The sequence below is a fragment of the Methylobrevis albus genome, assembly GCF_015904235.1.
Classification (GTDB): domain Bacteria; phylum Pseudomonadota; class Alphaproteobacteria; order Rhizobiales; family Pleomorphomonadaceae; genus Methylobrevis_A; species Methylobrevis_A albus.
On sequence record NZ_JADZLT010000049.1, the window covers coordinates 211451 to 233467 of the forward strand.

Consider the following 22017-nt stretch of genomic DNA (forward strand, 5'->3'; position numbering starts at 1 on the left):
CATGTCACCGGCCGAACCGGAACGGGCGCGATCGGCGCTGACCGAGCGGCGGCTCGCGGCCCTCACCCAGGGCTACCAGCCGCTGCCCGGCGTCTACGACGAGATGATGGACGCCGACGGCCGGGTGCGGGGGCACTGGTCGAAGCTGCTGACCTGGTTCGCGACGCTCGGGCCCGACGTGCTGGCGCACGGCTTCCAGGCCGCCGACCGGCACCTGCGCGATTCCGGCGTGTTCTACCGGGTCTATGACGACCCGGCCGGCGGCGAGCGCTCGTGGCCGCTGGCGCACGTACCGCTCGTGATCGATCCCGAGGAGTGGAAGGCGCTGGAGAAAGGCGTCATCCAGCGCGCCCGCCTCGCCGAGGCGGTGCTCGCCGACGCCTATGGCCCGGGCGACCTCGTCTCGCAAAAGGTGCTGCCAGCCGCGGTGATCGCCGGCAGCCCGGAGTATCTCAGGCCGCTGGTCGGCGTCGCCCCGCCCGGCGGGCGGCACCTGCGCAGCTATGCGATCGACGTCGGCCGCGGGCCGAACGGCAAGTGGTGGGTGCTCTCCGACCGCACCCAGGCGCCGTCGGGCGCCGGCTACGCGCTGGAGAACCGCATCGCGCTGTCGCGGGCGCTGCCCAACGTCTACCGCGCCATGAACGTCGAGCGGCTCGCCTCGTTCTTCCAGGCCTTCCGCAACGAACTCGCCAACCTCAACTCCCGCGCCGAGGCGCGGGTGTCGCTGCTCAGCCCCGGCCCGCTCAACGAGACTTATTTCGAGCACGCCTACCTCGCGCGCTACCTCGGCTTCCTGCTCGTCGAGGGCGAGGACCTGACGGTGCGCGACGGCGCGGTCTACGTGCGCACGGTGTCGGGCCTGCGCCGGGTCGACGTGTTGTGGCGGCGGCTCGATTCCGATTTCGCCGATCCGCTGGAGCTGCGCGGCGCCTCGCGGCTCGGCGTGCCCGGCCTCGTGCAGGCGGTGCGCGAGGGCAATGTCGTCGTCGCCAACGGCCTCGGCTCGGGCGTCGTCGAATCGCGGGCGCTGATGGGCTTCATGCCGGCGCTCGCCCGCCACATCCTCGGCACCGACCTCCTGTTGCCGAACATCGCCACCTGGTGGTGCGGCCAGGCGCGCGAGCAGCGGATCGTGCTCGACAACCTCGAGAAGCTGGTGTTCGCCCCCGCCTTCGAGGCGCGGATGCCCGGCATGCCGGACCGCAGCGTCGTGCTCGGCAGCTCGCTGACCCCGGACGAGCGCACGGCGCTCGCCGAGCGGATCCGTCGGCGCGGCGTCGACATCGTCGGCCAGGAGGCGGTCAAACTCTCGACCATGCCGGTCTGGATCAACGGCCGGCTGCAGCCGCGCCCGTTCATCCTGCGCCTGTTCGTGGTCGCGACCGGCGAGGACGACTGGACCGTGATGCCGGGCGGCTTCTGCCGCGTCTCCGACGATCTCGACGCCCGCGCCGTCTCGCTGCAGAGCCGGGCGAAGGCGGCCGATGTCTGGGTGCTCGGTAGCGGACCGGTGGCGGAAACCTCGCTGCTGCCGAAGAGCGACACGGTCAAGATCCGCCGCACCATCGGCACGCTGCCGAGCCGCGCCGCGGACAACCTGTTCTGGCTCGGGCGCTATCTCGAGCGCAGCGAGACCGCGCTCCGGGTGGTGCGGTCGCTGCTGTCGCGCGCCGTCGAGCAGAGCGGCGACGGCGCGGTCGCCCAGGGCCTCGTGCAGATGCTGGCCCAGGCCGGGGCGCTGACGGTGAGCGAGCGCAAGGGCTCCAACGTCCGACTCGCGATCCAGGCGATCTCCGACCAGAAGGCGTATGGCGCGCTGCCGCGGCTGACCCGCTCGGCGCGCTATGCGGCGGCGGTGATCCGCGACCGCCTCGCCCCCGACGCCTTCCAGTGCGTCACCGACCTCGCGCAGCAGTTCGAGACCATCGAGGGCCGCCGGCTGACCGCCAGCGACGCCTTCGACGAGGTGCGCCGCGCGCTGCGGCTGATCAACGCCTTCTCCGGGCTCGCGGCGGAGAACATGAACCGGCTGATCGGCTGGCGCTTCCTCGAGCTCGGCCGCCGCATCGAGCGCGCCGCGGCGACGCTGCGCTTCGTGCAGCGTTTCGCGGTCGAGCCGCTCAGCCAGAGCGCGCTCGACGTGATGCTCGAGCTCGGCGACAGCCAGATCACCTACCGCTCGCGCTATGTGATGACGACCTCGCGCACGCCGGTGATCGACCTGCTCACCTTCGACGACAGCAACCCGCGCTCGGTGGCGTTCCAGGTCGCGCGGCTCGTCGCCGATCTCGAGACGCTGCCGGCGGCGCATGTCGACGGACGGCCGTCGGAGCCGGTGCGCGCAGCGCGGCGCATCCTCGCCGACCTGCTCACCACCCGCGCCGAGGACGTCGAGCTCGACATGCTCGCGGACGTCGAGGCGCAGCTCTACGATCTCTCCGACGCCGTGATGGTGCGCTTCTTCAGCCACCGCGCGGCCCCGCGGGCCGAGCCGAGCTTTGCGGCGCAGACGGACGACATCGCATGATCTACGACATCCGCCAGGTCAGCACCTACCGCTACGCCTCGCCGGTCCCGTTCTCGCGCCACATCATGCGCATGGTGCCGGTCGACCGGGCCAACCAGCGCGTCATCCTGTGCGACCTCGACATCGAGCCGCCGCCCGGCGAATACGACGACACGCTGGATTTCTTCGGCAACCGCACCGCCTCGGTCGCGATCGCCGCGCCGCACGACAAGCTGCGCATCGAGCTGCGCGCCCGGGTCGAGGTGAACGCGCCCGAGCCGTTCCTCGCCGGCCTGACGCCGGAGTGGACCGAGGTGCGCGATCTCGCCAGCGGCAGCGACGACCTCGGACCGGATTCGCCGGTGCATTTCGTGTTCGCGAGCCCCGCCGCGCCGCTCGACGCGGCAACCACGGCCTATGCGGCGGAGAGCTTTCCGCCCGGCCGGCCGGTGCTCGAAGGGGCGATCGACCTGATGACGCGCATTCACCGCGACTTCAAGTATTCACCCGGCGCCACCGACGCGCAGACCCGGCCGGCCGAGGCCTTCGCCAAGAAGAAGGGCGTCTGCCAGGACTTTGCTCACGTGATGATCGCCGGCATGCGCGGCATCGGCCTCCCCGTCGCCTATGTCAGCGGGTTTCTGCGCACGATTCCGCCCGAGGGGCGGCCGCGGCTCGAGGGCGCGGATGCGACGCACGCCTGGGCGCAGGTCTGGTGCGGCGAGGAACTCGGCTGGATCGGCCTCGACCCCACCAACGACATCCCGGCCGGCGAGGATCACATCGTCGTGGCGGTCGGGCGCGACTACAGCGATGTCTCGCCGATCGACGGCGTGATCGTGGTGTCGGGCGGGCAGACGCTCGACGTCGGGGTCGATGTGATCCCGTTCTCACCCGACGCCAAGCCGGCGGCCCCGCGGGTTGCCGCGCCGGAGGCGGGGGCCGCGGAGCCGCGCGATCCCGACGCGCCGGTGGAGGAGCGGACGGCGGAAGTCGAGACGGTGACGAAGACCCCGGCGGCCTAGTCGTTTTTGCCTTCTCCCCTTGCGGGAGAAGGTGGCGCGCAAGCGCCGGATGAGGGGACGCGGCCTTTCGGCCGATACGGCGGAGGGGATGATGGGCCCATACCCCTCATCCGCCCTTCGGGCACCTTCTCCCGCAAGGGGAGAAGGGGAACTGAGGCGCCGGTGATCAGTTCCCCGCCTGCCAGCGGCGGCGCAGCGCCTCGAAGCGGTCCACCTGGTCGGGCAGCAGGGCGCGGGCGGCATCGCGGCGGACGAAGACCTTGAACATCGCCTCGCCGTCGCCGTTCAGGAACTGCACCGACAGCGAGCGCTTGCCGTGGAACTGACGGTCGACGAAGTAGATCGCGGCGCAGCGGTCGGCCTTGATGTGGCCGCCGATCGGGCTGTCGCCGTGGATGTTGTAGTAGCCGTGCCCGAACGAGCCGACCGGCAGGGTGCCGGCGCATTCGAGCACGATGTCCTCGGTGTGGACGATGAAGAGGATCTCGCCCCAGCCGGCGAGGTCTTCCCAGATCGCCGCGAAATCCTCCGCCGGGGCGCGGACCGCCGCGCCGGCCGGCAGCAGGTCGAGCACGGTGCGGCTCGGCACCCCGGCCTTCCTGGCGATCGCCTCGACGACGCCGTCGGGCTGCGCGGCGAGTGCCGCGCTGGCGGCGGCCGCGGTGCCAGGCTCAGCGTCGGTCGTGGTTGCAACTTCCATCTCGTTCCTCCTCGCACACGCCAAGCCGGCCGGCCGGCCGACGTGCGTTTCGCGGTCGCCGCCCGGCCGGCTCCGGGTTCGTCGGTCGTCGCTCAGGCGGCGGGCGCGACCTGGGCGCCGTCGGCGTCCTCGGCGAGGATCACCTCGAAGCCCTCGAAATGCGGGCCGCCGAGGTAGATCGGCTTCTGCTCGCCGGCGCGGGCGTGGGCGAGACGGAACGCCTCCGACTTGGTCCAGGCGACGAATTCGGCCTGGCTCGCCCAGACGGTGTGGGTGGCGTAGAGCGAGTGGTCCTCATGCTTCGGACCGCGCAACAGGTGGAACTCGAGGTAGCCGGGCACGTCCTTCAGCCGCCGCTCGCGCGTGCGCCAGATCGTCTCGAAGGTCTCCTCGTTGCCGGGAATGACGCGGAAGCGGTTCATGGCGATGTACATGTCGGGTCTGCTCTCCTGGTTGTCCGATATCCGGTGTGTTCGGCTGTCCCGCCGCGGCCTCAGCCGCCGAGACGGGCGCTGAGCGAGAACATCACCGAAATGCCCTGACTGGCGCTGTCGTTCAGATAGTCGGTGTACTGCTCGTCGAAGAGGTTCTCGACCGAGACGCCGAGGATCAGGTTCTCGCGCGGCTCGTAGGTCGCGAACAGGTTGACGAGATTGTAGGCGTCGCTGCCCGGCGTTCCGGCCGGCACGCGGTCCTGCTCGAAGACGGCGGCCCACTGTGCGCCGACGGTGAGCTTTTCCTCGAGGAAGCGGAAGCCGAGCGTCGAGACGATCTTGTCCGCCGGCACCGTGGTCAGCGGCTCGTCGCTGACATTGTTGTCGCCGCGGATGTGCGAGGCGGCAAGGCCGGCGAACATGAAGCCCATGTCGTAGGTCGCCTCCAGCTCGACGCCCGTCAGCGTCGCGTCGGCGACGTTCTGGTACTGGTACTGGAAGCGGCGCGTCACCGGATTATAGGCGAACACGGCGTCGATGTAGTCGTCGACGTCGTTGTGGAACCAGGCCGCCTTCAGGCGCAGCCGGTCGCCTTCGGTGAAGAGGCTGTCGCGGGCGTAGTTGACGCCGAGTTCGAAGTTGTGCGCCACCTCCGGCTCGAGGTCCGGGTTCGGCAGGAAGTCGAAGCTGAACGAGCCGGGGTGGATGCCGCTGATCAGCGTCTCGGTGATCGCGGGGGCGCGGTAGCCCTCGGCGTAGGAGCCGTAGAGCTGCAGGCCCTCGGCGAAGGTTTCCTCGAACGGCTTCACGCCGACGGCGAGCTTCGGCGACAGCCGCGTGCCGTCGCCTTCCGCCTCGCCGCCCGAGAATTCGTAGCCGTCGAAGCGCAGGCCGCCGACGATCTCGAGCCAGTTCGAATAGGAGATCTGGTCCTGCACGAAGGCGCCATAGGCGGTGCGCTGGCCGCTCGGCGTGAAGAGGTCGCCGGTGCCGACGAGGTCCGAGGTCGTCACGTCGTCGCGGAAGAGATCGCCGCCGAGGGTGACGGCATGCGCAAAGGCGCCGGTCTCGAAGCGCGAGGTGTTGGCGACGTCGAAGCCGCCGGTGCCGATCTCGAAGCTGCGCCCGGCGCCGGCGTCGGCGCCGGTGAGGTAGGTGTCGGTCTTGTCGGTGCCGGTCCAGTAGGCCGAGGCGTTGATGTCGAACAGCCGGTCGTCGGGGTTGGCGTAGCGCCAGTTCGCCGAGGCGGTCTGGTCGATCACCTCGGAGCCGTAGTTGGTGGCGCCGACCGCGCCCGAATCATAGTCGAAGCGGCTCGCGAGATAGCCGAGCGTCACGGTGTGGAACTCCGCCGGCGAGAACTCGGCTTTCAGCATGCCCGAGAGCAGGTCCTCGCCGGAATTGAACACCGTGTTGCCGTCGCCGTCGTCGAAGTCGTTCTGGCGGTTGGTCGAGAGGCTGCCGAGCACGGCGAACTGGTCGGAGAAGCGATAGGCCGCGGTGGTGCCGAGCACCAGTTCGTCGCCGTTGGTGCCATAGGCGGCGCGGCCCTGCACGGCCCAGGTCTCGTCCGAACGCAGGAAGTCGCTCGGGTTCTTGGTGCGGAACGACACGACGCCGCCGACGGCGCCGGAGCCGTAGACGTTGGCGATCGGGCCGCGCACCACGGTAACGTCCTCGATCAGCGCCGGGTCGAGGAAGAACACGCCATCCGGGCCGTGGCCGGTCTGCTGGTAGTTCTGGCGGGCGCCGTCGACGGTGACCGCGACGCGGCCGAAGTTCTGCAGGCCGCGGATGTTGATCGCCGAACCGGCATCGTCGCCCTTCGACGGCGTCGCGACGCCGGGGACGCCGAGGAAGATCGCCGGCACCGAGCCGGTCGGCGGGCCCTTCGGATCGGAAAGGCGAACGACGCTGACCGAGGCGAGGCTGTCGATCGGGGCGCTGTCGGTGCGCGTCGCCGAGACGGTGATCGTGTCGAGGGTGATGACGTCGTCCTCGGGCGGGCAGGGCGTGCCCGGTTCGCAGGCCGCCGCCGCGACCGGCGCCGTGGCTGCGTCCTGCGCGGCGACCGGCGAGGCGAGACCCGGAACGGCCAGCCCGGCGAGGGCGGAGGTGACGAGGAGGCGATACCTCGGCGAAGCGGTCATCATGTCGTTTTCCCCCTGCGGCGCGGAGCGCGCCGATCCAGCCGCGGAGCCGGCGAACATTCCCCGCGCAGCCCCTCCCTTGCGCTGATATTAAAAGCTGAGTATCAGAGTCAAGATAAATCCCGGGGCGGAACCTACACTGGAGCGATTATAAAAACGACGCCCTTTCAACGCCTTACGCGACCCTTGGCGCCGAAGGTCGACCGCCCGCCGCCCTGCAACCGGAATGAGATCATGACCAGTCTTTCCCGCCGCCAGGCGCTGCGCGCGTCGGCCATCGCCGCGCTGTCCGTCGCTCTCTGGACCGCCAACCGGCCGGCCCGCGCCGCCGCGGGTCGCCGCATCGTCTCGGTCGGCGGGGCGGTGACGGAGATCCTGTTCGCGCTCGGCAAGGCGGACGAGATCGTCGCCGTCGACACCACCAGCACATTCCCGGCCGCCGCCGGCGCGCTGCCGAACGTCGGCTACATGCGGGCGCTCGCCGCCGAAGGCGTGCTCTCGGTGGCCCCCGACCTGATCCTCGCGCAGGAAGGGGCGGGCCCGCCCGATGCGCTGGCGATCCTCGCCGCCGGCTCGGTGCCGCTGGTGACGATCCCCGATGTGCCGTCGCCCGCGGGCGTCGCCGACAAGATCCGTGCCGTCGGCGCCGCGGTCGGGGCAAACGCCGCGGCAGACGAGCTGGCAGAAAGCACCGCCGCGCGCTTCGCCGCGCTTCGACGCGAGGTCGCGGCCGTGACTGTTCGCAAACGGGTGCTGTTCGTGCTGTCGCTCGCCGGGGGGCGCGCCACGGTGGGCGGCACCGGTACCGCGGCCGATGCGCTGATCGCGCTCGCCGGCGGCGTCAACGCCGCGGAGGCGATCGCCGGCTACAAGCCGATGAGCGACGAGGCGATCCTCGCCGCCGCGCCCGACCTCGTGATCAGCATGGCGCGCGGCGACCATGCGCTGGACGCCGCCACCGTGTTCGCGCTGCCCGCCTTCGCGGGTACCCCCGCGGCGGCGGACCGGTCGCTGCTCGCCATGGACGGGCTCTACCTGCTCGGCTTCGGCCCGCGCACGCCGGACGCCGCGCGCGACGTCGCCGCCGCGCTCTATCCCGGCAGCATCGCGCCGGCCGATCCGGCGCCCTGACTCCGGCCGCGCCGAACAAGGATCCCCGCATGAGCCTCGTCGCCCTCGCCCCGCCCCGCCTGCGCCGCGATCCCGCCGGGGCCCGCGCTGCGCTCGGCCTTGCCGCGATCCTGGTCGCGGCCGGGCTGCTGGCTCTGGCAGCTGCCGCCGCCGTGCTCACCGGCCCGTCGGGCATTCCGATGGACCGGCTGCTCGCGGCGCTAGTTGGTGCCGAGGGCGTGCTCGACCGGCGCGAGGCGCTGGTGCTCTACGAGGTGCGGCTGCCGCGCCTCGCGCTCGGCGTGCTGGTCGGCGCCGGGCTCGCGGTGTCGGGGGCGATGATGCAGGGCCTGTTCCGCAATCCGCTCGCCGATCCCGGTCTCGTCGGGGTCTCGTCGGGCGCGGCGGTCGCCGCGATCGGCGCGATCGTGCTCGCCGACGGGGCGCTGGCGCCGGTCGCCGTGCTGCTCGGCAGCCACTTTCTGCCCGCGGCGGCGTTCGCCGGCGCGCTTGCCGCGACGCTGCTGCTCTATGGGCTCGCCACCTTTGGCGGCCGCACCTCGATCGCGACGCTGCTGCTCGCCGGCCTCGGCGTCGCCGCCGTCGCCAATGCCCTCACCGGGCTGATGATCTTCGGCGCCAGCGACGCCGAACTGCGCGACATCACCTTCTGGAGCCTCGGCAGCCTCGGCGGCGCGACCTGGAGCCGCGTCGTCGCGGTGCTGCCCTTCATCGCCGCGGCGCTGGCGACGATCCCCTTCGTCGCGCGCGGCCTCGATGCGCTCGGGCTCGGTGAGGCCGAGGCGATGCACCTCGGCATCCGGGTGCAGCTCCTGAAGCGCGTCGTCGTCGTGGCGGTCGCGGCGGCCTGCGGCGCGGCGGTGGCGGTGGCGGGCAGCATCGCCTTCGTCGGCATCGTGGTGCCGCATCTGCTGCGCCTCGCGATCGGCCCGTCGAACCGGCTGCTGCTGCCGGCGAGCGCGGTGCTCGGCGCGGCGCTGCTGGTGGCGGCCGATGCGGTCAGCCGCGTCGTGGTGGCGCCGGCCGAACTTCCCATCGGCATCGTCACCGCCATCGTCGGCGCGCCGGTGTTTCTCGCCCTGCTCGTGCGCCGCCGCGCCGCGCTGTCGCTCTGAGGTCGGCCGTGATCGAAGCCGAGCGCCTCAGCTACCTCGCCGGCGGACGCCGCCTGATCGACGACGTCGACTTCACCGCCGCGGACGGCGCGGTGACGCTGATCGTCGGCCCGAACGGCGCCGGCAAGTCGACGCTGCTGAAGCTGCTCACCGGGGAACTCCGGCCGAGTGCCGGCCGCATCAATCAGGACGGCCGCGACGTGCTGCGCAGCAGTGCGGCGGAACTCGCGCGCTGGCGGGCGGTGCTGCCGCAGGCGACGACGCTGGCGTTTCCGTTCACGGCCGGCGAGATCGTCGACCTCGGCGTGCGGGCGACGGGCCGGCCGGTGCCCGGCCGTGTCGCGGCGGCGCTGGAGCGGGTCGGACTGCCGGACCATGCCGGGCGGCTCTATCAGACCCTGTCGGGCGGCGAGCAGCAGCGGGTGCAGTTCGCCCGCGTGCTCGCCCAGGTCTGGGACCCGGTCGCCGCGGGGCGCGCCCGCTTCCTGTTCCTCGACGAGCCGACGGCGAGCCTCGACATCCGCCATCAGATCGGCCTGCTCGAAATCGCCCGGGCGCACGCGCGGGCGGGCGGCGGCGTGGTCGGGATCGTGCACGACCTCAACCTCGCGGCCGAGTTCGCCGACCGGCTGGTGGTGATGGCGGCGGGACGGATCGTCGCGGCTGGGCCGCCGCAGGCGACGCTGACCGAGGCGGTGGTGTCGGAGGTGTTCGCGGTCTCCGGCATCGTCGGCCGCCTGCCGCCGCCGGGGATCGCCTACCTGCTGCCGCAAGCGCGCCGGCGCTGATCAGCGGAGCGGCCCGACGATCGCCCGGGCTCGACGAATGATCTCGCCGCTCCGCCCAAATTCTGGCATGAAAGAGCAGCAAATATCGGCGTGCAACGGATGCGCCGGGCATCGCTCCCTCGAGCAGGCCGCGTCCCCGTCGGGTGGCCGGTTCTCACGAGAGGCGCAACGACAGACGCACTGGCCGGTCGAGACAATGAACATACAGATTACGCAGAAGCAGGGCGCCCTCCTCGACAGGGCTGAAAGGGCAATCAGACAGAGGGACATCCAGTTGGCAGCCCAAAGTCTTCTCGAAGCACGCGAAGGTGGGGAGGATCATCCCCGGGTCGCGCTCGTCGCCGCCGAACTCGCCCTCACCACCGGCCAGTCCGACCGGGCCATCACCATCCTGCGCGCCGGGCTCGACCGCTACCCCGGTGACGTGCCGCTGATGCTGCGCTACGGCGAGATCCTTCTGCAGGCGGGCCTCGCCGACGAGGTGGAGCCGCTGCTGCGCAAGCTGCAGGAGGCGAAGCTCAGCCGCATCCGCACCGGCCAGATCGAGGCCGGGATCCTGCGGGCGCGCGGCGATTTCCGCGGCGCGATCGACGTGTTCGCCTGGCTGGTCGAGAAGCGGCCCGTTCGGCCCGACCTGCGCGAGGCCTACCTCAAGATCCTCACCGAAGCGGCCGAAAGCGGCAGCGTCGAGGCCGACGAGGCGCTCGAGGCCGCCCGGACGGCGCAGGAGGATTTCGCCGACGACGAGCAGATCGTCATCGCCGCGACGCGGCTCCGGGCTGTGTTCGACGACGAGGCCGCGGCCCAGGTTGCCGAGCTCGAGGCCGACGCGGAGCGCAAGATGGCGGAAGCCGCCGCCCGGCTGATCGCCGATCCGCCGCGCCCGAACGCCAAGCGCAAGGCACCCGACGATGGCTTCTCGCTGAAGCGCCGCCGTCCGGAACCCGAGACCGAGCAGTAATCTTCTTTCTTAGCGGTTGAGCCCGACCGACGGCGCGGCGCCCCTGGCCCGCGCCGTTCGGCGTTCTGGCCGGCTGCTCGGTGCCGCCGACGCCGTCACTCGTCGTCGTCGAGCGGCCGCGCCTCGTCGGCAAGCATGATCGGGATGCCGTCGCGCACCGGGAAGGCGAGGCGGGCGGCGCGGGAGACGAGTTCCTGCCGCACCGGGTCGAACGACAGCCGGGTCTTGGTCAACGGGCAGACGAGGATCTCGAGCAGGCGCGGATCGACCGTGCCGCTCTGCCGCTCGACGCGGGGGATCAGGTCTTCCGCCATCGCAACCGTTCCCTCGCTCGTCACTGCAGCGACGGCGCGCCGCCGCCGCCCTTCTGGCGCTCCAGCGCCATTTCGGTGATCGCGACCAGCGTATCGGCGCGGGTCTTCAGATCGGGGGCCTCGAGCAGCGCCTGCTTTTCGGCCGGGCCGAACGGGCTCATCATGGAGAGGGCGTTGACGAGGGCCTCGTTGGTGGCGCGCTCGACGCCGTCCCAGTCGGCCTCGAGGTCGTTGGCTTCCAGATAGGCCTCGAAGGTGCGCAGCAGCTGCGACCGGTCGACGGCGGCGCCGCCGGATTCTCCGTGGAAATCGGCGGCGAACGGCTCGGCCGTGACGCGGCAGGTGCGGAACAGCGTGCCGTCGGTGGTCTCGGCGAGGATGCGGAAGCGGGTGACGCCGGTGAGAGCGATATGGTAGCGGCCGTCGCCGGTCTCGCCGAAGCTGGTGATGCGGCCGGCGCAGCCGACGGCGCGCAGGTCCGCCGGCACGCCCGGCTCGGTCGGCGCGCCGCCGGGGGCGACGTCGGCATATTGCACCATGCCGACGAGCCGGTCGCTGCCGAGGGCGGCGTCGATCATCGCGAGATAGCGCGGCTCGAAGATGTTGAGCGGCAGCTGGCCGCGCGGCAGGAGCAGCGCGCCCGTCAGGGGAAACACCGGGATTTCCGCCGGCAGGTCCGCCGGTGTGTCGTAGACCGCATTACCCACCATCATGGCCGTCGTCCTGTCCCTCGCCGCACCACCACGGCGGGCGCGTCCCGCGGATACGCCCCTGACGCCTCATCTAGCGCGCCGGTCGCCGCGGGCGAGGCGGCGCCGGCGATTGGCAGCCGTGCGCCTCAGGCGAACAGCACCGACGACAGCCGGCGGCGGCCGAGCAGCGTCATCGGATCGGTCGGTCCCCAGGCCTCGAACAGCTGCACGAGCTGCTTGCGCGCCGCCTCCTCGTTCCAGGCGCGTTCGCGCCGGACGATCTCGACGAGGTGGTTCACCGCGGCCTCGCGATCGCCGCTCGCGGCGAGCGCCAGCGCGAGGTCGAAGCGCGCGGCATGGTCGGCCGGGTCGGCCTCGACGCGGGCGACGAGGTCGGCGCTGTCGCCGAGGCTGGCGGTGACGGCGGCGAGCTCGAGCTCGGCGCGGGCACCGGCGATCCCGGCGTCACCGCGCTTTGCTTCGGGCACGCGGTCGAGGGTCGCCCCCGCGCCGTCGAGATCACCGAGGCCGATCTGGGCACGCGCGAGGCCGGCGAGCGCCGCGAGGTTGCCCTCCTCCTCCTCGAGCACCGTGAGATAGACCTCCGCCGCCGTCGCAAAATCCTTCTCGGCGAGGGATTCGGCGCCGGCCTCCAGCATCTGCTCGACGTCGCTCGGACCGACCGGGCCGACGAGCCGCTCGATGAACTGGGCGACCTGGCTTTCGGGCAGCGCGCCCATGAAGCCGTCGAGCGGGCGGCCCTGGCTGAAGGCGATCACGGCGGGAATCGACTGGATGCCGAGCTGGCCGGCGATCTCCGGATGCTGGTCGATGTTCATCTTGACGAGGCGCACCTTGCCGCCGGCGGCCTTGACGGCCTTTTCCAGCACCGGCGTCAGCTGCTTGCAGGGCCCGCACCACGGCGCCCAGAAGTCGACCAGCACCGGCACCTGGCGCGACGGCTCCAGCACGTCGCGGGCGAAGGTCTGGGTGGTGGTGTCCTTGATCAGGTCGGCGGCCCCAGCGGCCGCGCCGGCCGGCGCCAAGCCGTTCGGTACCGCGGCGCCGCCGCCGAGGCTGAAGGTCTGTCCGCTCATGATTGTCGTCCCGCGTCCGTCGTAAGAGTCGGTCCGCGCGCCGTGGGAGCCGGTCATTGCCGGCTGGCACGCGCTGTCGCCCCCTATTTGGCGTGAACGGCGGCGAATTACAAACCCCGTGCGCCGGGTTCGCGCACGCGTCAGTCGGCCGCCGTCTCCACCGGCTGCGGTGCCTGCACCGGCAGCTCGGTGATCAGCGGCGAATGGCCGGTCGCTTGGAGGAAGCGGACGAGGTCGCCGGCTTCGATCGTCGTCGTGGCGGTGTTCTCGAGCGGATGGAAGTTCACGGTGCCGGCCGCGACCAGCCCGGCGTCGAGCACCACGGTGACGCGGTGATCCAGGTCGTTGATCGCGCCGAACGGCGTCACCGAGCCGGGCTTCACGCCCCAGACCTCTTCGAGCTGCTCGGCCGAGCCGAAGCTGACGCGGCCCTGGCCGCCGATCACGGTGTGGACCTGCTTCAGGTCGACGGCGAGCTCCTCGCGCACCGAGATCATGAAGAGACGGCTCTTCTTGTCCTTGACGAAGAGGTTCTTCGCATGCGCGCCGGCGATCTCGCCGCGCAGGGCGCGCGACTCCTCCACCGTGTAGAGCGGCGGATGCTCGATCGTGGCGTGGGCGATGCCGAGCTCGTCGAGAAAGGCGAAGAGTTCGGCGCGGGTCTTGCTGCGATCGCTGGACATCGGGGCCTCGGCTGGCAGTTGCAGGCTGACCGGTTGATAGCATCGCGGGCCCCGGCAGCGGCAGCAGGAATCCGCCGCCGCCGCAAGGGCCGCGCGACATCAAGCCCCCGGGGGACGTGCCCCCGGGGGTGACTTGCCTCAGGCGGCCGACGGCGTCGCCGCCTTGTCGTCCTCGCCGGCTGCGGTACGGCGGCGGGCGCGCCAGTCGCCGAGGAAGAGCAGGATCGGCGCCGCGATGAACACCGACGAGCTCGCCGCGATCACGATGCCGAAGATCATCGGCACCGCGAAGCTCTCCACCGCGCTGCCGCCCCAGATCGCCATCGGCAGAAGCGCGAGGAAGGCGGTGATCGAGGTGTAGAGGCTGCGCGCCAGGGTCTCGTTGATCGAGAGGTCGATCAGCTGGCGCAGCGGCATCTGCTTGTAGAGCCGCATGTTCTCGCGCATGCGGTCGTAGACGACGACCTTGTCGTTCACCGAGTAGCCGACCAGCGTCAGCAGCGCCGCGATCGCGGTGAGGTTGAAGTCGAGGCCGGTGAGGGCGAAGAAGCCCACCGTCTTGGTGACGTCCAGCACCAGCGTCGCGATCGCCCCGACCGCGAACGGCCATTCGAAGCGGACCCAGATGTAGATCAGCATCGCGATGCTCGCGAGCAGCACCGACAGGAAGCCGGCGAAAGCGAGTTCGCCGGAAACCTTGGGGCCGACCACTTCGGTGCGCTCGATGCGGGCGGTCTCGTCGATCTTGACGATCTCACCGCGCAGCTGCTCCACCGCCGTGGTCTGCGCGGCCTCGCCGCCGGGCTGGCGCTCGACGCGCACCAGCAGGTGGTTCGGGCTGCCGAACTCCTGCAGCGCGACGTCGCCGAGGCCGAGGTTGCCGAGGCCGCCGCGGAAGGCGGCGAGATCGGCCGGGCCTTCGGTGACCACCTCCATCTGGATGCCGCCGCGGAAGTCGACGCCGTAGTTGAGGCCGGGGTTGAAGAACAGCGCCACCGACGCCGCCGACAGCAACAGCGACAGGCCGATGCCGAAGAACCGCGCCTTCATGAAGTCGATCCTGGTGCCGTCCGGCACCAGCTTGAAGCCGAGCAGCGGCTTGATGTTCAGCACCTTCAGCTTGCGCCGCACCACGATCGACAGCATCGCCGCGCGCACGATGGAGACGGCGGTGAACATCGAGATGGCGATACCGAGGCCCATGGTGATCGCAAAGCCGCGCACCGGGCCGGAGCCGAACCAGAACAGGAGCACGGTGGCGATCAGCGCGGTGACGTTGCTGTCGACGATGGTCGAGTAGGCGCGCCGGAAGCCGGAATCGAGCGCGGCGATGGCGCTGCGGCCCTTGCGCGTCTCCTCGCGGATGCGCTCGTTGATCAGCACGTTGGCGTCGACGGCGAGGCCGATGCCGAGCACGATGCCGGCGATGCCGGGCAGGGTCAGCGTCGCGCCCAGCAGGCTGAGGCCGGCGAAGGTCAGGATGACGTTGAGGCTGAGGGCGAGGTTGGCGAGCAGGCCCCAGCTGCCGTAGAGCAGCAGCATGAAGGCGACGACGAGGCCGAAGCCGATCAGGCCGGTGACGACGCCCATCTCGATCGCGTCACTGCCGAGGTCGGCGCCGACGGTGCGCTCCTCGATCACGGTGAGCGGGGCGGGCAGGGCGCCCGCGCGCAGCAGGGCGGCGAGATCGGTGGCGCCGCGGACGTCGAAGCTGCCGGAGATCTGGCCGGAGCCCTGCGTGATCGGCTCGCGGATCACCGGCGCGCTCAGCACCTTGTCGTCGAGCACGATGGCGAAGGGCCGGCCGACGTTGGCGGTGGTGATCTCGGCGAAGCGGGCGGCGCCGATGTTGTCGAAGCGGAACGAGACGATCGGCTCGCGAGTCTGCGGGTCGAAGCCGGCGCGGGCGTCGGCGAGGCGGTCGCCGGAGAGCTCGACGCGGTCCTCGACCGGATAGCGGTTGCCCTCGGCGTCCTCCAGCATGGTGACGCCGGCGGGCACCGCGTCGCCGGCGATCGCGGCGTTCGACAGCATGTGGAAGCTCATCTGCGCGGTGGAGCCGAGCAGTTCGCGGATGCGGGCCGGGTCCTGCACGCCGGGGAGCTGGACGAGGATGCGGTCGGTGCCGACGCGCTGAATCGTCGGCTCGGCGACGCCGACCTGGTCGATGCGCTGGCGGATGATCTCGAGGCTCTGGCCGACGGCGGCGGAGATGCGGTCGGCAAGGCCGGCGTCGGTCATGCGGATGACGAGGTCGCGGTCGCCGTCGGCCACGACGGTGATGTCGCCGCCGAGGCCGAAGCTGCCGACGCCGATGTCGATGGCGAGCTTCTGCAGCTCCTCGGAAGCGCGGGTGCGGTCGGAGGCATTGCTGAGGCGGACGCGCACGGTGTCGCCGTCGCGGCGGATCTGCTCGCTGCCGATGCCGGCGTCGCGCAAGGACCGGCGCGAATCCTGGAGCAGCGTCTGCAGCCGCTCCTTGACGAGTTCGGCGCTGTCGACCTCGAGCACGAGGTGCGAACCACCGGAGAGGTCGAGGCCGAGCGAGACGGTCTGGTTGGGCAGGAACGACGGCAGGTTGTTGCGCCAGGCCTCGGGGAGGACGTTGGGCAGCGCGACCAGAATGCCGAGGATGATGATCGTCGCATAGGTGGCGATCAGCCAGCGGGAATTGCGCATGGAGGATGGTCCGGACTGGCGGCCGGCCCGCCCCGGTCTGGCAGGGCGTGGCGACGGCCGCGAACATTCATCGAAAAGGGGCATGGGGCCGCGTCGGTGCGGGCGGCGCGTCGATCGAGGCGCGGCCGGCCAGGGATCACGGCGGATCGGCGTCAGACCGGCGGGGCGCGGGCCTGGTATCCGGCGGCGGCGCTCGCCGCGGCGGCGCGGGCCGGGGTCTCGCCCGGACGGGCGGCGGGCAGGTCGAGGAAGGCGCCGGCGAGCGTGGGGATGAGCGCCGGGCCGGTGTCGCCGCCCGGGGCGGGCTGGCTGTCGCGGCGCTGCACCACGATCGCGGCCTGCCGGCTTTCGCGCGGCACGAACTGGCGGCCGGCGTCGGCGGTGGCGATGCGGCCGGTCTGGGCGGTGCCGGACTTGCCGCCGAGGCGCAGCAGGTCGGTGGAGCCGGCACCAAAGCCGAGGCAGACCAGCAACGCCGCAAACACCGCCAGCGCCAGCCGCACCGACGCCGTCGGCGCACGCGGCGCCGGCGGGGGTGGCGGAGGGAGGTGGCGGTCGTCGGTCACGCTGGTTCCGGTCTGGATTTGATATCCCTCCCCCTTGTGGGGCTGCGAAGCAGGCAAAGGAGACACGTGGCTCCGTCGCAGGGGTGGCCCGGCCGGAGGCCGGGTCGGGAGGGTACTGCGGCGCCTCGGTTTCGAGAAAGCCGCAGTATCATTATCTTGGCACGCCCTCTCCGGCCGTCATCCCCGCGAAAGCGGGGATCCACCGTGCCGCAGGGGTGGACGTGCGGCGAGACTTCGGCGCTACCACATCGGCCTCACTCGGGGTGAGTTGGATCCCCGCTTTCGCGGGGATGACGGCCGATGGTTCCAAGAACCTCGCCCCCGTCTCCCCCTCACCCCTTCTCCACCTGGCTCACATCCCGCACCGCACCGCGAGCGGCCGAGGTCGTCATCGCGGCGTAAGCCCTGAGCGCCGGGGTCACGTTGCGCTTGCGCGGCGCCTCGGGGCGCCAGGTGCCGGTGCCCTTGGCGGCGCGGCGGGCGGCGAGCACCTCGTCCGGCACCGCGACGCGGATCGAGCGGTTCGGGATGTCGATCTCGATCAGGTCGCCCTGCTCGACGAGGCCGATGGTGCCGCCTTCGGCGGCTTCCGGCGAGACGTGGCCGATCGAGAGGCCCGAGGAGCCGCCCGAGAAGCGGCCGTCGGTGACGAGGGCGCAGGCCTTGCCGAGGCCTTTCGACTTCAGGTAGCTGGTCGGATAGAGCATTTCCTGCATGCCCGGGCCGCCCTTCGGCCCCTCGTAGCGGATCAGCACCACGTCGCCGGGCGCGATGCCGCCGTTGAGGATGCCGTCGACCGCGGCGTCCTGGCTCTCGAAGATGCGGGCCGGGCCGGAGAACTTCAGGATGCTCTCGTCGACGCCGGCGGTCTTCACGATGCAGCCGTCCTCGGCGAGGTTGCCGTAGAGCACGGCGAGGCCGCCGTCCTTCGAGAACGGATGCGCCGCCGAGCGGATGACGCCGGTCTCGCGGTCGGTGTCGAGATCGTCCCAGCGCGACGCCTGGCTGAAGGCGACCTGGGTCGGCACGCCGCCGGGGGCGGCGCGGTAGAACTCGCGCACGCTCTCGGAACTCGTTCGGGTGATGTCCCAGCGATTGAGCGCGTCGGCCATGGTGGTGCTGTGCACGGTCGGCAGCGTCGCATCGATCAGGCCGGCGCGCTCGAGCTCGCCGAGGATCGACATGATGCCGCCGGCGCGGTGGACGTCCTCCATGTGCACGTCGGCTTTCGCCGGGGCGACCTTGCAGAGCACCGGCACGCGGCGCGACAGCCGGTCGATGTCGGCCATGGTGAAGTCGATCTCGGCCTCGTGGGCGGCGGCGAGCAGGTGCAGCACGGTGTTGGTCGAGCCGCCCATGGCGATGTCGAGCGTCATCGCGTTCTCGAAGGCCTTGAAGCTCGCGACCGAGCGCGGCAGCACGCTGGCGTCGTCCTGCTCGTAGTAGCGCTTGGCGATGTCGACGGCGAGGTGGCCGGCCTCGACGAACAGACGGCGGCGGTCGGCATGGGTGGCGAGGGTCGAGCCGTTGCCGGGCAGCGCGAGGCCGAGCGCCTCGGTCAGACAGTTCATCGAGTTCGCCGTGAACATGCCCGAGCACGAGCCGCAGGTCGGGCAGGCCGAGCGCTCGATGGTCCGCACGTCTTCGTCGGAGATGCGGTCGTCGGCGGCGGCGACCATGGCGTCGACGAGGTCGAGCGCCACCGTCTTGCCGTGCATCACGACCTTGCCGGCTTCCATCGGGCCGCCGGAGACGAACACGGTCGGGATGTTGAGGCGGAGCGCCGCCATCAGCATGCCGGGGGTGATCTTGTCGCAGTTCGAGATGCAGACCAGCGCGTCGGCGCAGTGGGCGTTGACCATGTACTCGACGCTGTCGGCGATGATCTCGCGCGACGGCAGCGAATAGAGCATGCCGTCATGGCCCATCGCGATGCCGTCGTCGACGGCGATCGTGTTGAATTCCTTGGCGACGCCGCCCGCCTGCTCGATCTCGCGCGCCACCAGCTGGCCGAGGTCCTTCAGGTGGACGTGGCCGGGCACGAACTGGGTGAAGGAATTGGAGATCGCGATGATCGGCTTGCCGAAATCGCTGTCCTTCATGCCCGTCGCGCGCCAGAGGCCGCGGGCGCCGGCCATGTTGCGGCCGTGGGTGGTGGTGCGGGAGCGATATGGCGGCATGGATCTCGTCCGGTCGGCGGCGGGGCGGCCGATCGTCGGCGCCCGGCCCGGTGCTGCTGGCACGCGCCGGCCGGGTGCCGGCCGCGCGCGAAGTCCGACGCCTATAGCAGAAACACCGGCGCGCGGCGAGGGTGAACGGCGGTGGTGACGGGGGCGTGATGGAGATCCGAGGGCGCCGCCGATCCCTTCTCCCCTCGCGGGAGAAGGTGGCCGCGGAGCGGCCGGATGAGGGGGGCGGCAGCCGCTGACGCCGATGACTCGGTGAGGCTGTACCCCTCATCCGCCCTTCGGGCACCTTCTCCCACAGGGGGAGAAGGGAAAAAGTGGTCGTGCCGTCAGGCGCCGCCTTGCCAGGCTTTCACGGCGTCGAGCGGCCAGAGCAGCATGATGACGTTCAAGGTGAGGTTGTCGCGGATCAGAGCGCCGACGACGAGTTCCATGCCAAGGGCGAGCAGCACGGTGAGCCAGACCGGCAGCCAGCGGGCGAGGAAGAAGCCGGCGAGCATCGCGACGATGTCGGCGACCGAGTTGATGATGCTGTCGCCGAAATAGTCTAGCGCGATGGTCGCCTCGCGGTAGCGGTTGATCACCGCGTCGGTGTTCTCGGTGATCTCCCAGGCGGCCTCGATCACCACGGCGAGCGCGGCGCGGGCGCCGAGGCCGATCGGCCAGCGCTTCGCGAGCAGCCAGGTCGCGAAATAGAACAGGAAGCCGTGGATGACGTGCGACGGGGTGTACCAGTCGGAGAGGTGCTGCGAGTTCTCCGAACTCACCACGACGCCGTGCCAGAGCTTGACCGTGCCGCAGGTGCAGATCGGCACCCGGCCCATGGCGTAGAGGATCGCGGCGGTGGCCGCGATCAGCCCGGCGCAGACGAGCGTCCAGAACAGGGGTCGGCCGGCGGGACGGCCACGCGGAACCGTGCCGGCGAAACTCACGCGCCGCCCCCGCGGCCGTCGTCAGCCGGCTCGGGCAGCGTGTGGCGCATCAGCAACGGCACCTGCGTCGCCGAGAACAGCAGTGTCAGCGGCATGATGCCCCAGACCTTGAAGCCGACCCAGAAGTCGGTGGTCTGGGTGCGCCAGACCACCTCGTTGAGCACGGCGAGGATCAGGAAGAAGACGCCCCAGTTGCGCGTCAGCTTCCACCAGCCGGCGTCGTCGAGGCGGAAGGCGCTGTCGAAGACGTAGCCGAGCAGCGGCTTGCCGAAGGCGAGGCCGCCGAGCAGCACGGCGCCGAACAGCGTGTTGACGATGGTCGGCTTCATCTTGATGAAGGTGTCGTCCTGCAGGAGCAGCGTCAGCGTGCCGAAGACGAGCACGACGACGCCGGTGACGAGCGGCATGATGGCGAGCCGCCGCGTCATCGACCAGGAGATCGCCAGCGACACCGCCATCGCCGCCATGAACACGGCGGTGGCGAGGAAGATCGGCCCGCCGAGCCCGCCGAGTGCCGGCCAGCGCGCGACCAGGGATTCGGCACGCGAGTTCACGAAGAAGAAGATCACCAGCGGCCCGAGCTCGAGCGCGAGCTTCAGCAGCGGGTTTTCCGCCTTGCGTCCCGGCTCGTTCGGACCCGGCTCGATCGTGGATCCCGGCTTCGAGGTCATGATCTTCCTTCCAGGCCCGCGATCGCCTCGGCGAATTCGCGCGCGTCGAACGGCTCGAGGTCGTCGACGCCCTCGCCGACGCCGATGAAGTGGACGGGGAGTTTGTGCTTCGCCGCGATGGCGACGAGGATGCCGCCGCGGGCGGTGCCGTCGAGCTTGGTCATCACCAGGCCGGAGACGCCGGCGACGCGGCCGAATACCTCGACCTGGGCGAGCGCGTTCTGGCCGGTGGTGGCGTCGAGCACCAGCAGGGTGTCGTGCGGCGCGGTCGGGTCGACCTTGCGGATGACGCGGATCACCTTTTCGAGCTCGGCCATCAGCTCGGTCTTGTTCTGCAGCCGGCCGGCGGTGTCGACGATCAGCACGTCGACGCCCTTGGCGCGCGCTTCCGTCAGCGCGTCATAGGCGAGGCCCGCGGCGTCGGAGCCGACGGCGCGCGCGATCACCGGCGTGCCGGTGCGCTCACCCCAGACTTTGAGCTGCTCGATCGCGGCGGCGCGGAAGGTATCGCCGGCGGCGAGCATCACCGAGCGGCCCTCGGCGCGGAATTTCGCGGCGAGCTTGCCGATGGTGGTGGTCTTGCCCGAGCCGTTGACGCCGACGACGAGCAGCACGTGCGGCTTTCGCGCCCCGTCGAGTACCAGCGGGCTGGCGACGGGGCTGAGCACCCGCGTCACCTCCTCGGCGAGCACGGCGCGGACTTCGGCGTCGGAAATATCCTTGCCGAAGCGGCCCTTCGCCAGCGCCTCGGTGATCGCGGTCGCCGTCGTCACGCCGAGGTCGGCCTGGATCAGGACGTTCTCGAGTTCCTCCAGCGTCTCGTCGTCGAGCTTGCGCTTGGTGAAGATCGAGACGATGCCGTCGCCGATGGCGGACGAGGAGCGGGAGAGGCCATCCTTCAGCCGCTGCAGCCAGGAGCGTTTTGGCGCGGGCGGTTCGGCAGCCGGGGCGGGTGTGGGCGGGGCGACGATCGGCGGCGGCGGCGGGGGAGCCACGACGACGGGCGGCGGCGGAGGGGCCGCGACGACGGGCGGAGGGGTGGGGGCGGGTGCTGCCACCGGGGGCGCAACCGGCTTCGGCGCCGGGGGCGTCACCTCGGCCGCGGGCGGGGCGGGGGCTTCGTCGGCCGGCTTGCGGCGGGGGATCGGGTCTTCCTGCGGCGGCGGGCTCGGCGCGGGCTTCGCGACGACGAAGTCCGCCAGCTTCTTGAAGAAGCTGGATTTTTCCTCGCTCATGCGGAGCTCCTGATGAGGGTGTGGATCGGGTCGTGCCGGGTCGCCTCCCCCCTCCCTGTCCCTCCCCCGCTGCGCAGGAGAGGGGACGAAGGAGGCAACTCCGCCATCGCAATCAGCGATGCGGTTCGGCGCAGTCTTCGTTTGGCGAA

General features: G+C 71.1%; 19 protein-coding genes. 6 read left to right on the forward strand and 13 right to left on the reverse strand.

The features are described 5' to 3' along the window. Position 1: 1 nt before the first annotated feature. Together I5731_RS08210 and I5731_RS08215 are read left to right on the forward strand one after the other, a co-directional pair. Positions 2-2530: a circularly permuted type 2 ATP-grasp protein gene (locus I5731_RS08210; RefSeq protein WP_197310875.1), complete on the forward strand. Its 2529-nt coding sequence runs from the start codon at positions 2-4 to the stop codon at positions 2528-2530. Then, positions 2527-3534: a transglutaminase family protein gene (locus tag I5731_RS08215; protein ID WP_197310876.1), complete on the forward strand. Its 1008-nt coding sequence runs from the start codon at positions 2527-2529 to the stop codon at positions 3532-3534. The genes I5731_RS08210 and I5731_RS08215 overlap by 4 nt, the downstream gene beginning before the upstream one ends. Before the next feature lie 166 nt (positions 3535-3700). On the opposite strand, the gene hutX is transcribed toward I5731_RS08215, so the two are convergent. The 3 genes from hutX to I5731_RS08230 form a co-directional block, all read right to left on the reverse strand. Then, the gene (gene hutX, locus I5731_RS08220) at positions 3701-4234 is read right to left on the reverse strand and encodes a heme utilization cystosolic carrier protein HutX (RefSeq protein WP_197310877.1); all 534 of its coding nucleotides are present in this window, start codon (positions 4232-4234) and stop codon (positions 3701-3703) included. A 92-nt stretch (positions 4235-4326) separates the two neighbouring features. Next, positions 4327-4668, reverse strand: coding sequence for an antibiotic biosynthesis monooxygenase family protein (locus I5731_RS08225; RefSeq protein ID WP_197310878.1), 342 nt, complete (start codon positions 4666-4668; stop codon positions 4327-4329). A gap of 59 nt (positions 4669-4727) precedes the next feature. Next, a complete protein-coding gene (locus tag I5731_RS08230; protein ID WP_197310879.1) occupies positions 4728-6821 on the reverse strand; it encodes a TonB-dependent hemoglobin/transferrin/lactoferrin family receptor in 2094 nt (697 codons plus the stop codon). Positions 6822-7052: 231 nt separating this feature from the next. On the opposite strand from I5731_RS08230, the gene I5731_RS08235 reads away from it, so the two are divergent. The 4 genes from I5731_RS08235 to I5731_RS08250 all read left to right on the forward strand — a co-directional run bounded on the left by I5731_RS08235 (position 7053) and on the right by I5731_RS08250 (position 10813). Then, positions 7053-7949: a heme/hemin ABC transporter substrate-binding protein gene (locus tag I5731_RS08235; protein ID WP_197310880.1), complete on the forward strand. Its 897-nt coding sequence runs from the start codon at positions 7053-7055 to the stop codon at positions 7947-7949. A gap of 29 nt (positions 7950-7978) precedes the next feature. Continuing rightward, positions 7979-9064, forward strand: coding sequence for a FecCD family ABC transporter permease (locus tag I5731_RS08240; protein ID WP_197310881.1), 1086 nt, complete (start codon positions 7979-7981; stop codon positions 9062-9064). 8 nt (positions 9065-9072) lie between these two features. Next, positions 9073-9852 (forward strand): heme ABC transporter ATP-binding protein, encoded by a 780-nt coding sequence (locus I5731_RS08245; protein ID WP_197310882.1) that lies wholly within the window; start codon positions 9073-9075, stop codon positions 9850-9852. A 196-nt stretch (positions 9853-10048) separates the two neighbouring features. Continuing rightward, positions 10049-10813: a tetratricopeptide repeat protein gene (locus I5731_RS08250; protein WP_407941838.1), complete on the forward strand. Its 765-nt coding sequence runs from the start codon at positions 10049-10051 to the stop codon at positions 10811-10813. 95 nt (positions 10814-10908) lie between these two features. On the opposite strand, the gene I5731_RS08255 is transcribed toward I5731_RS08250, so the two are convergent. The 10 genes from I5731_RS08255 to ftsY all read right to left on the reverse strand — a co-directional run bounded on the left by I5731_RS08255 (position 10909) and on the right by ftsY (position 21868). Further along, positions 10909-11127 carry a Trm112 family protein gene (locus I5731_RS08255; RefSeq protein WP_197310884.1) on the reverse strand — a complete coding sequence of 73 codons (219 nt, stop codon included), beginning with the start codon at positions 11125-11127 and terminating at the stop codon, positions 10909-10911. A 20-nt stretch (positions 11128-11147) separates the two neighbouring features. Continuing rightward, positions 11148-11840: an LON peptidase substrate-binding domain-containing protein gene (locus I5731_RS08260; protein ID WP_197310885.1), complete on the reverse strand. Its 693-nt coding sequence runs from the start codon at positions 11838-11840 to the stop codon at positions 11148-11150. A gap of 125 nt (positions 11841-11965) precedes the next feature. Continuing rightward, positions 11966-12916 (reverse strand): thioredoxin, encoded by a 951-nt coding sequence (gene trxA, locus I5731_RS08265; RefSeq protein ID WP_197310886.1) that lies wholly within the window; start codon positions 12914-12916, stop codon positions 11966-11968. A gap of 140 nt (positions 12917-13056) precedes the next feature. Further along, positions 13057-13599, reverse strand: a complete 543-nt coding sequence (locus I5731_RS08270) for a prolyl-tRNA synthetase associated domain-containing protein (protein ID WP_197310887.1) — start codon at positions 13597-13599, stop codon at positions 13057-13059. Between the two features lie 138 nt (positions 13600-13737). Continuing rightward, positions 13738-16278, reverse strand: coding sequence for a protein translocase subunit SecD (gene secD, locus I5731_RS08275; RefSeq protein WP_197310888.1), 2541 nt, complete (start codon positions 16276-16278; stop codon positions 13738-13740). A gap of 152 nt (positions 16279-16430) precedes the next feature. Next, positions 16431-16844, reverse strand: a complete 414-nt coding sequence (locus I5731_RS08280; protein ID WP_197310889.1) for a hypothetical protein — start codon at positions 16842-16844, stop codon at positions 16431-16433. Between the two features lie 332 nt (positions 16845-17176). Beyond that, a complete protein-coding gene (gene ilvD, locus I5731_RS08285) occupies positions 17177-19024 on the reverse strand; it encodes a dihydroxy-acid dehydratase (RefSeq protein WP_197310890.1) in 1848 nt (615 codons plus the stop codon). Between the two features lie 335 nt (positions 19025-19359). After that, positions 19360-19962 (reverse strand): DUF2585 domain-containing protein, encoded by a 603-nt coding sequence (locus tag I5731_RS08290; protein WP_197310891.1) that lies wholly within the window; start codon positions 19960-19962, stop codon positions 19360-19362. Further along, a complete protein-coding gene (locus I5731_RS08295; protein WP_197310892.1) occupies positions 19959-20633 on the reverse strand; it encodes a septation protein A in 675 nt (224 codons plus the stop codon). Before I5731_RS08295 ends, I5731_RS08290 begins: the two co-directional genes overlap by 4 nt. Beyond that, positions 20630-21868 (reverse strand): signal recognition particle-docking protein FtsY, encoded by a 1239-nt coding sequence (ftsY, locus tag I5731_RS08300; protein ID WP_197310893.1) that lies wholly within the window; start codon positions 21866-21868, stop codon positions 20630-20632. The genes I5731_RS08295 and ftsY overlap by 4 nt, the downstream gene beginning before the upstream one ends. Between the last annotated feature and the right edge of the window lie 149 nt (positions 21869-22017).

Coding starts and splice junctions, on each gene's coding strand:
- I5731_RS08210 (WP_197310875.1), top strand. CDS start 2: ATGTCACCGGCCGAACCGGAACGGGCGCGATCGGCGCTGACCGAGCGG.
- I5731_RS08215 (WP_197310876.1), top strand. CDS start 2,527: ATGATCTACGACATCCGCCAGGTCAGCACCTACCGCTACGCCTCGCCG.
- hutX (WP_197310877.1), bottom strand. CDS start 4,234: ATGGAAGTTGCAACCACGACCGACGCTGAGCCTGGCACCGCGGCCGCC.
- I5731_RS08225 (WP_197310878.1), bottom strand. CDS start 4,668: ATGTACATCGCCATGAACCGCTTCCGCGTCATTCCCGGCAACGAGGAG.
- I5731_RS08230 (WP_197310879.1), bottom strand. CDS start 6,821: ATGATGACCGCTTCGCCGAGGTATCGCCTCCTCGTCACCTCCGCCCTC.
- I5731_RS08235 (WP_197310880.1), top strand. CDS start 7,053: ATGACCAGTCTTTCCCGCCGCCAGGCGCTGCGCGCGTCGGCCATCGCC.
- I5731_RS08240 (WP_197310881.1), top strand. CDS start 7,979: ATGAGCCTCGTCGCCCTCGCCCCGCCCCGCCTGCGCCGCGATCCCGCC.
- I5731_RS08250 (WP_407941838.1), top strand. CDS start 10,049: ATGAACATACAGATTACGCAGAAGCAGGGCGCCCTCCTCGACAGGGCT.
- I5731_RS08255 (WP_197310884.1), bottom strand. CDS start 11,127: ATGGCGGAAGACCTGATCCCCCGCGTCGAGCGGCAGAGCGGCACGGTC.
- I5731_RS08260 (WP_197310885.1), bottom strand. CDS start 11,840: ATGATGGTGGGTAATGCGGTCTACGACACACCGGCGGACCTGCCGGCG.
- trxA (WP_197310886.1), bottom strand. CDS start 12,916: ATGAGCGGACAGACCTTCAGCCTCGGCGGCGGCGCCGCGGTACCGAAC.
- I5731_RS08270 (WP_197310887.1), bottom strand. CDS start 13,599: ATGTCCAGCGATCGCAGCAAGACCCGCGCCGAACTCTTCGCCTTTCTC.
- secD (WP_197310888.1), bottom strand. CDS start 16,278: ATGCGCAATTCCCGCTGGCTGATCGCCACCTATGCGACGATCATCATC.
- ilvD (WP_197310890.1), bottom strand. CDS start 19,024: ATGCCGCCATATCGCTCCCGCACCACCACCCACGGCCGCAACATGGCC.
- I5731_RS08295 (WP_197310892.1), bottom strand. CDS start 20,633: ATGACCTCGAAGCCGGGATCCACGATCGAGCCGGGTCCGAACGAGCCG.
- ftsY (WP_197310893.1), bottom strand. CDS start 21,868: ATGAGCGAGGAAAAATCCAGCTTCTTCAAGAAGCTGGCGGACTTCGTC.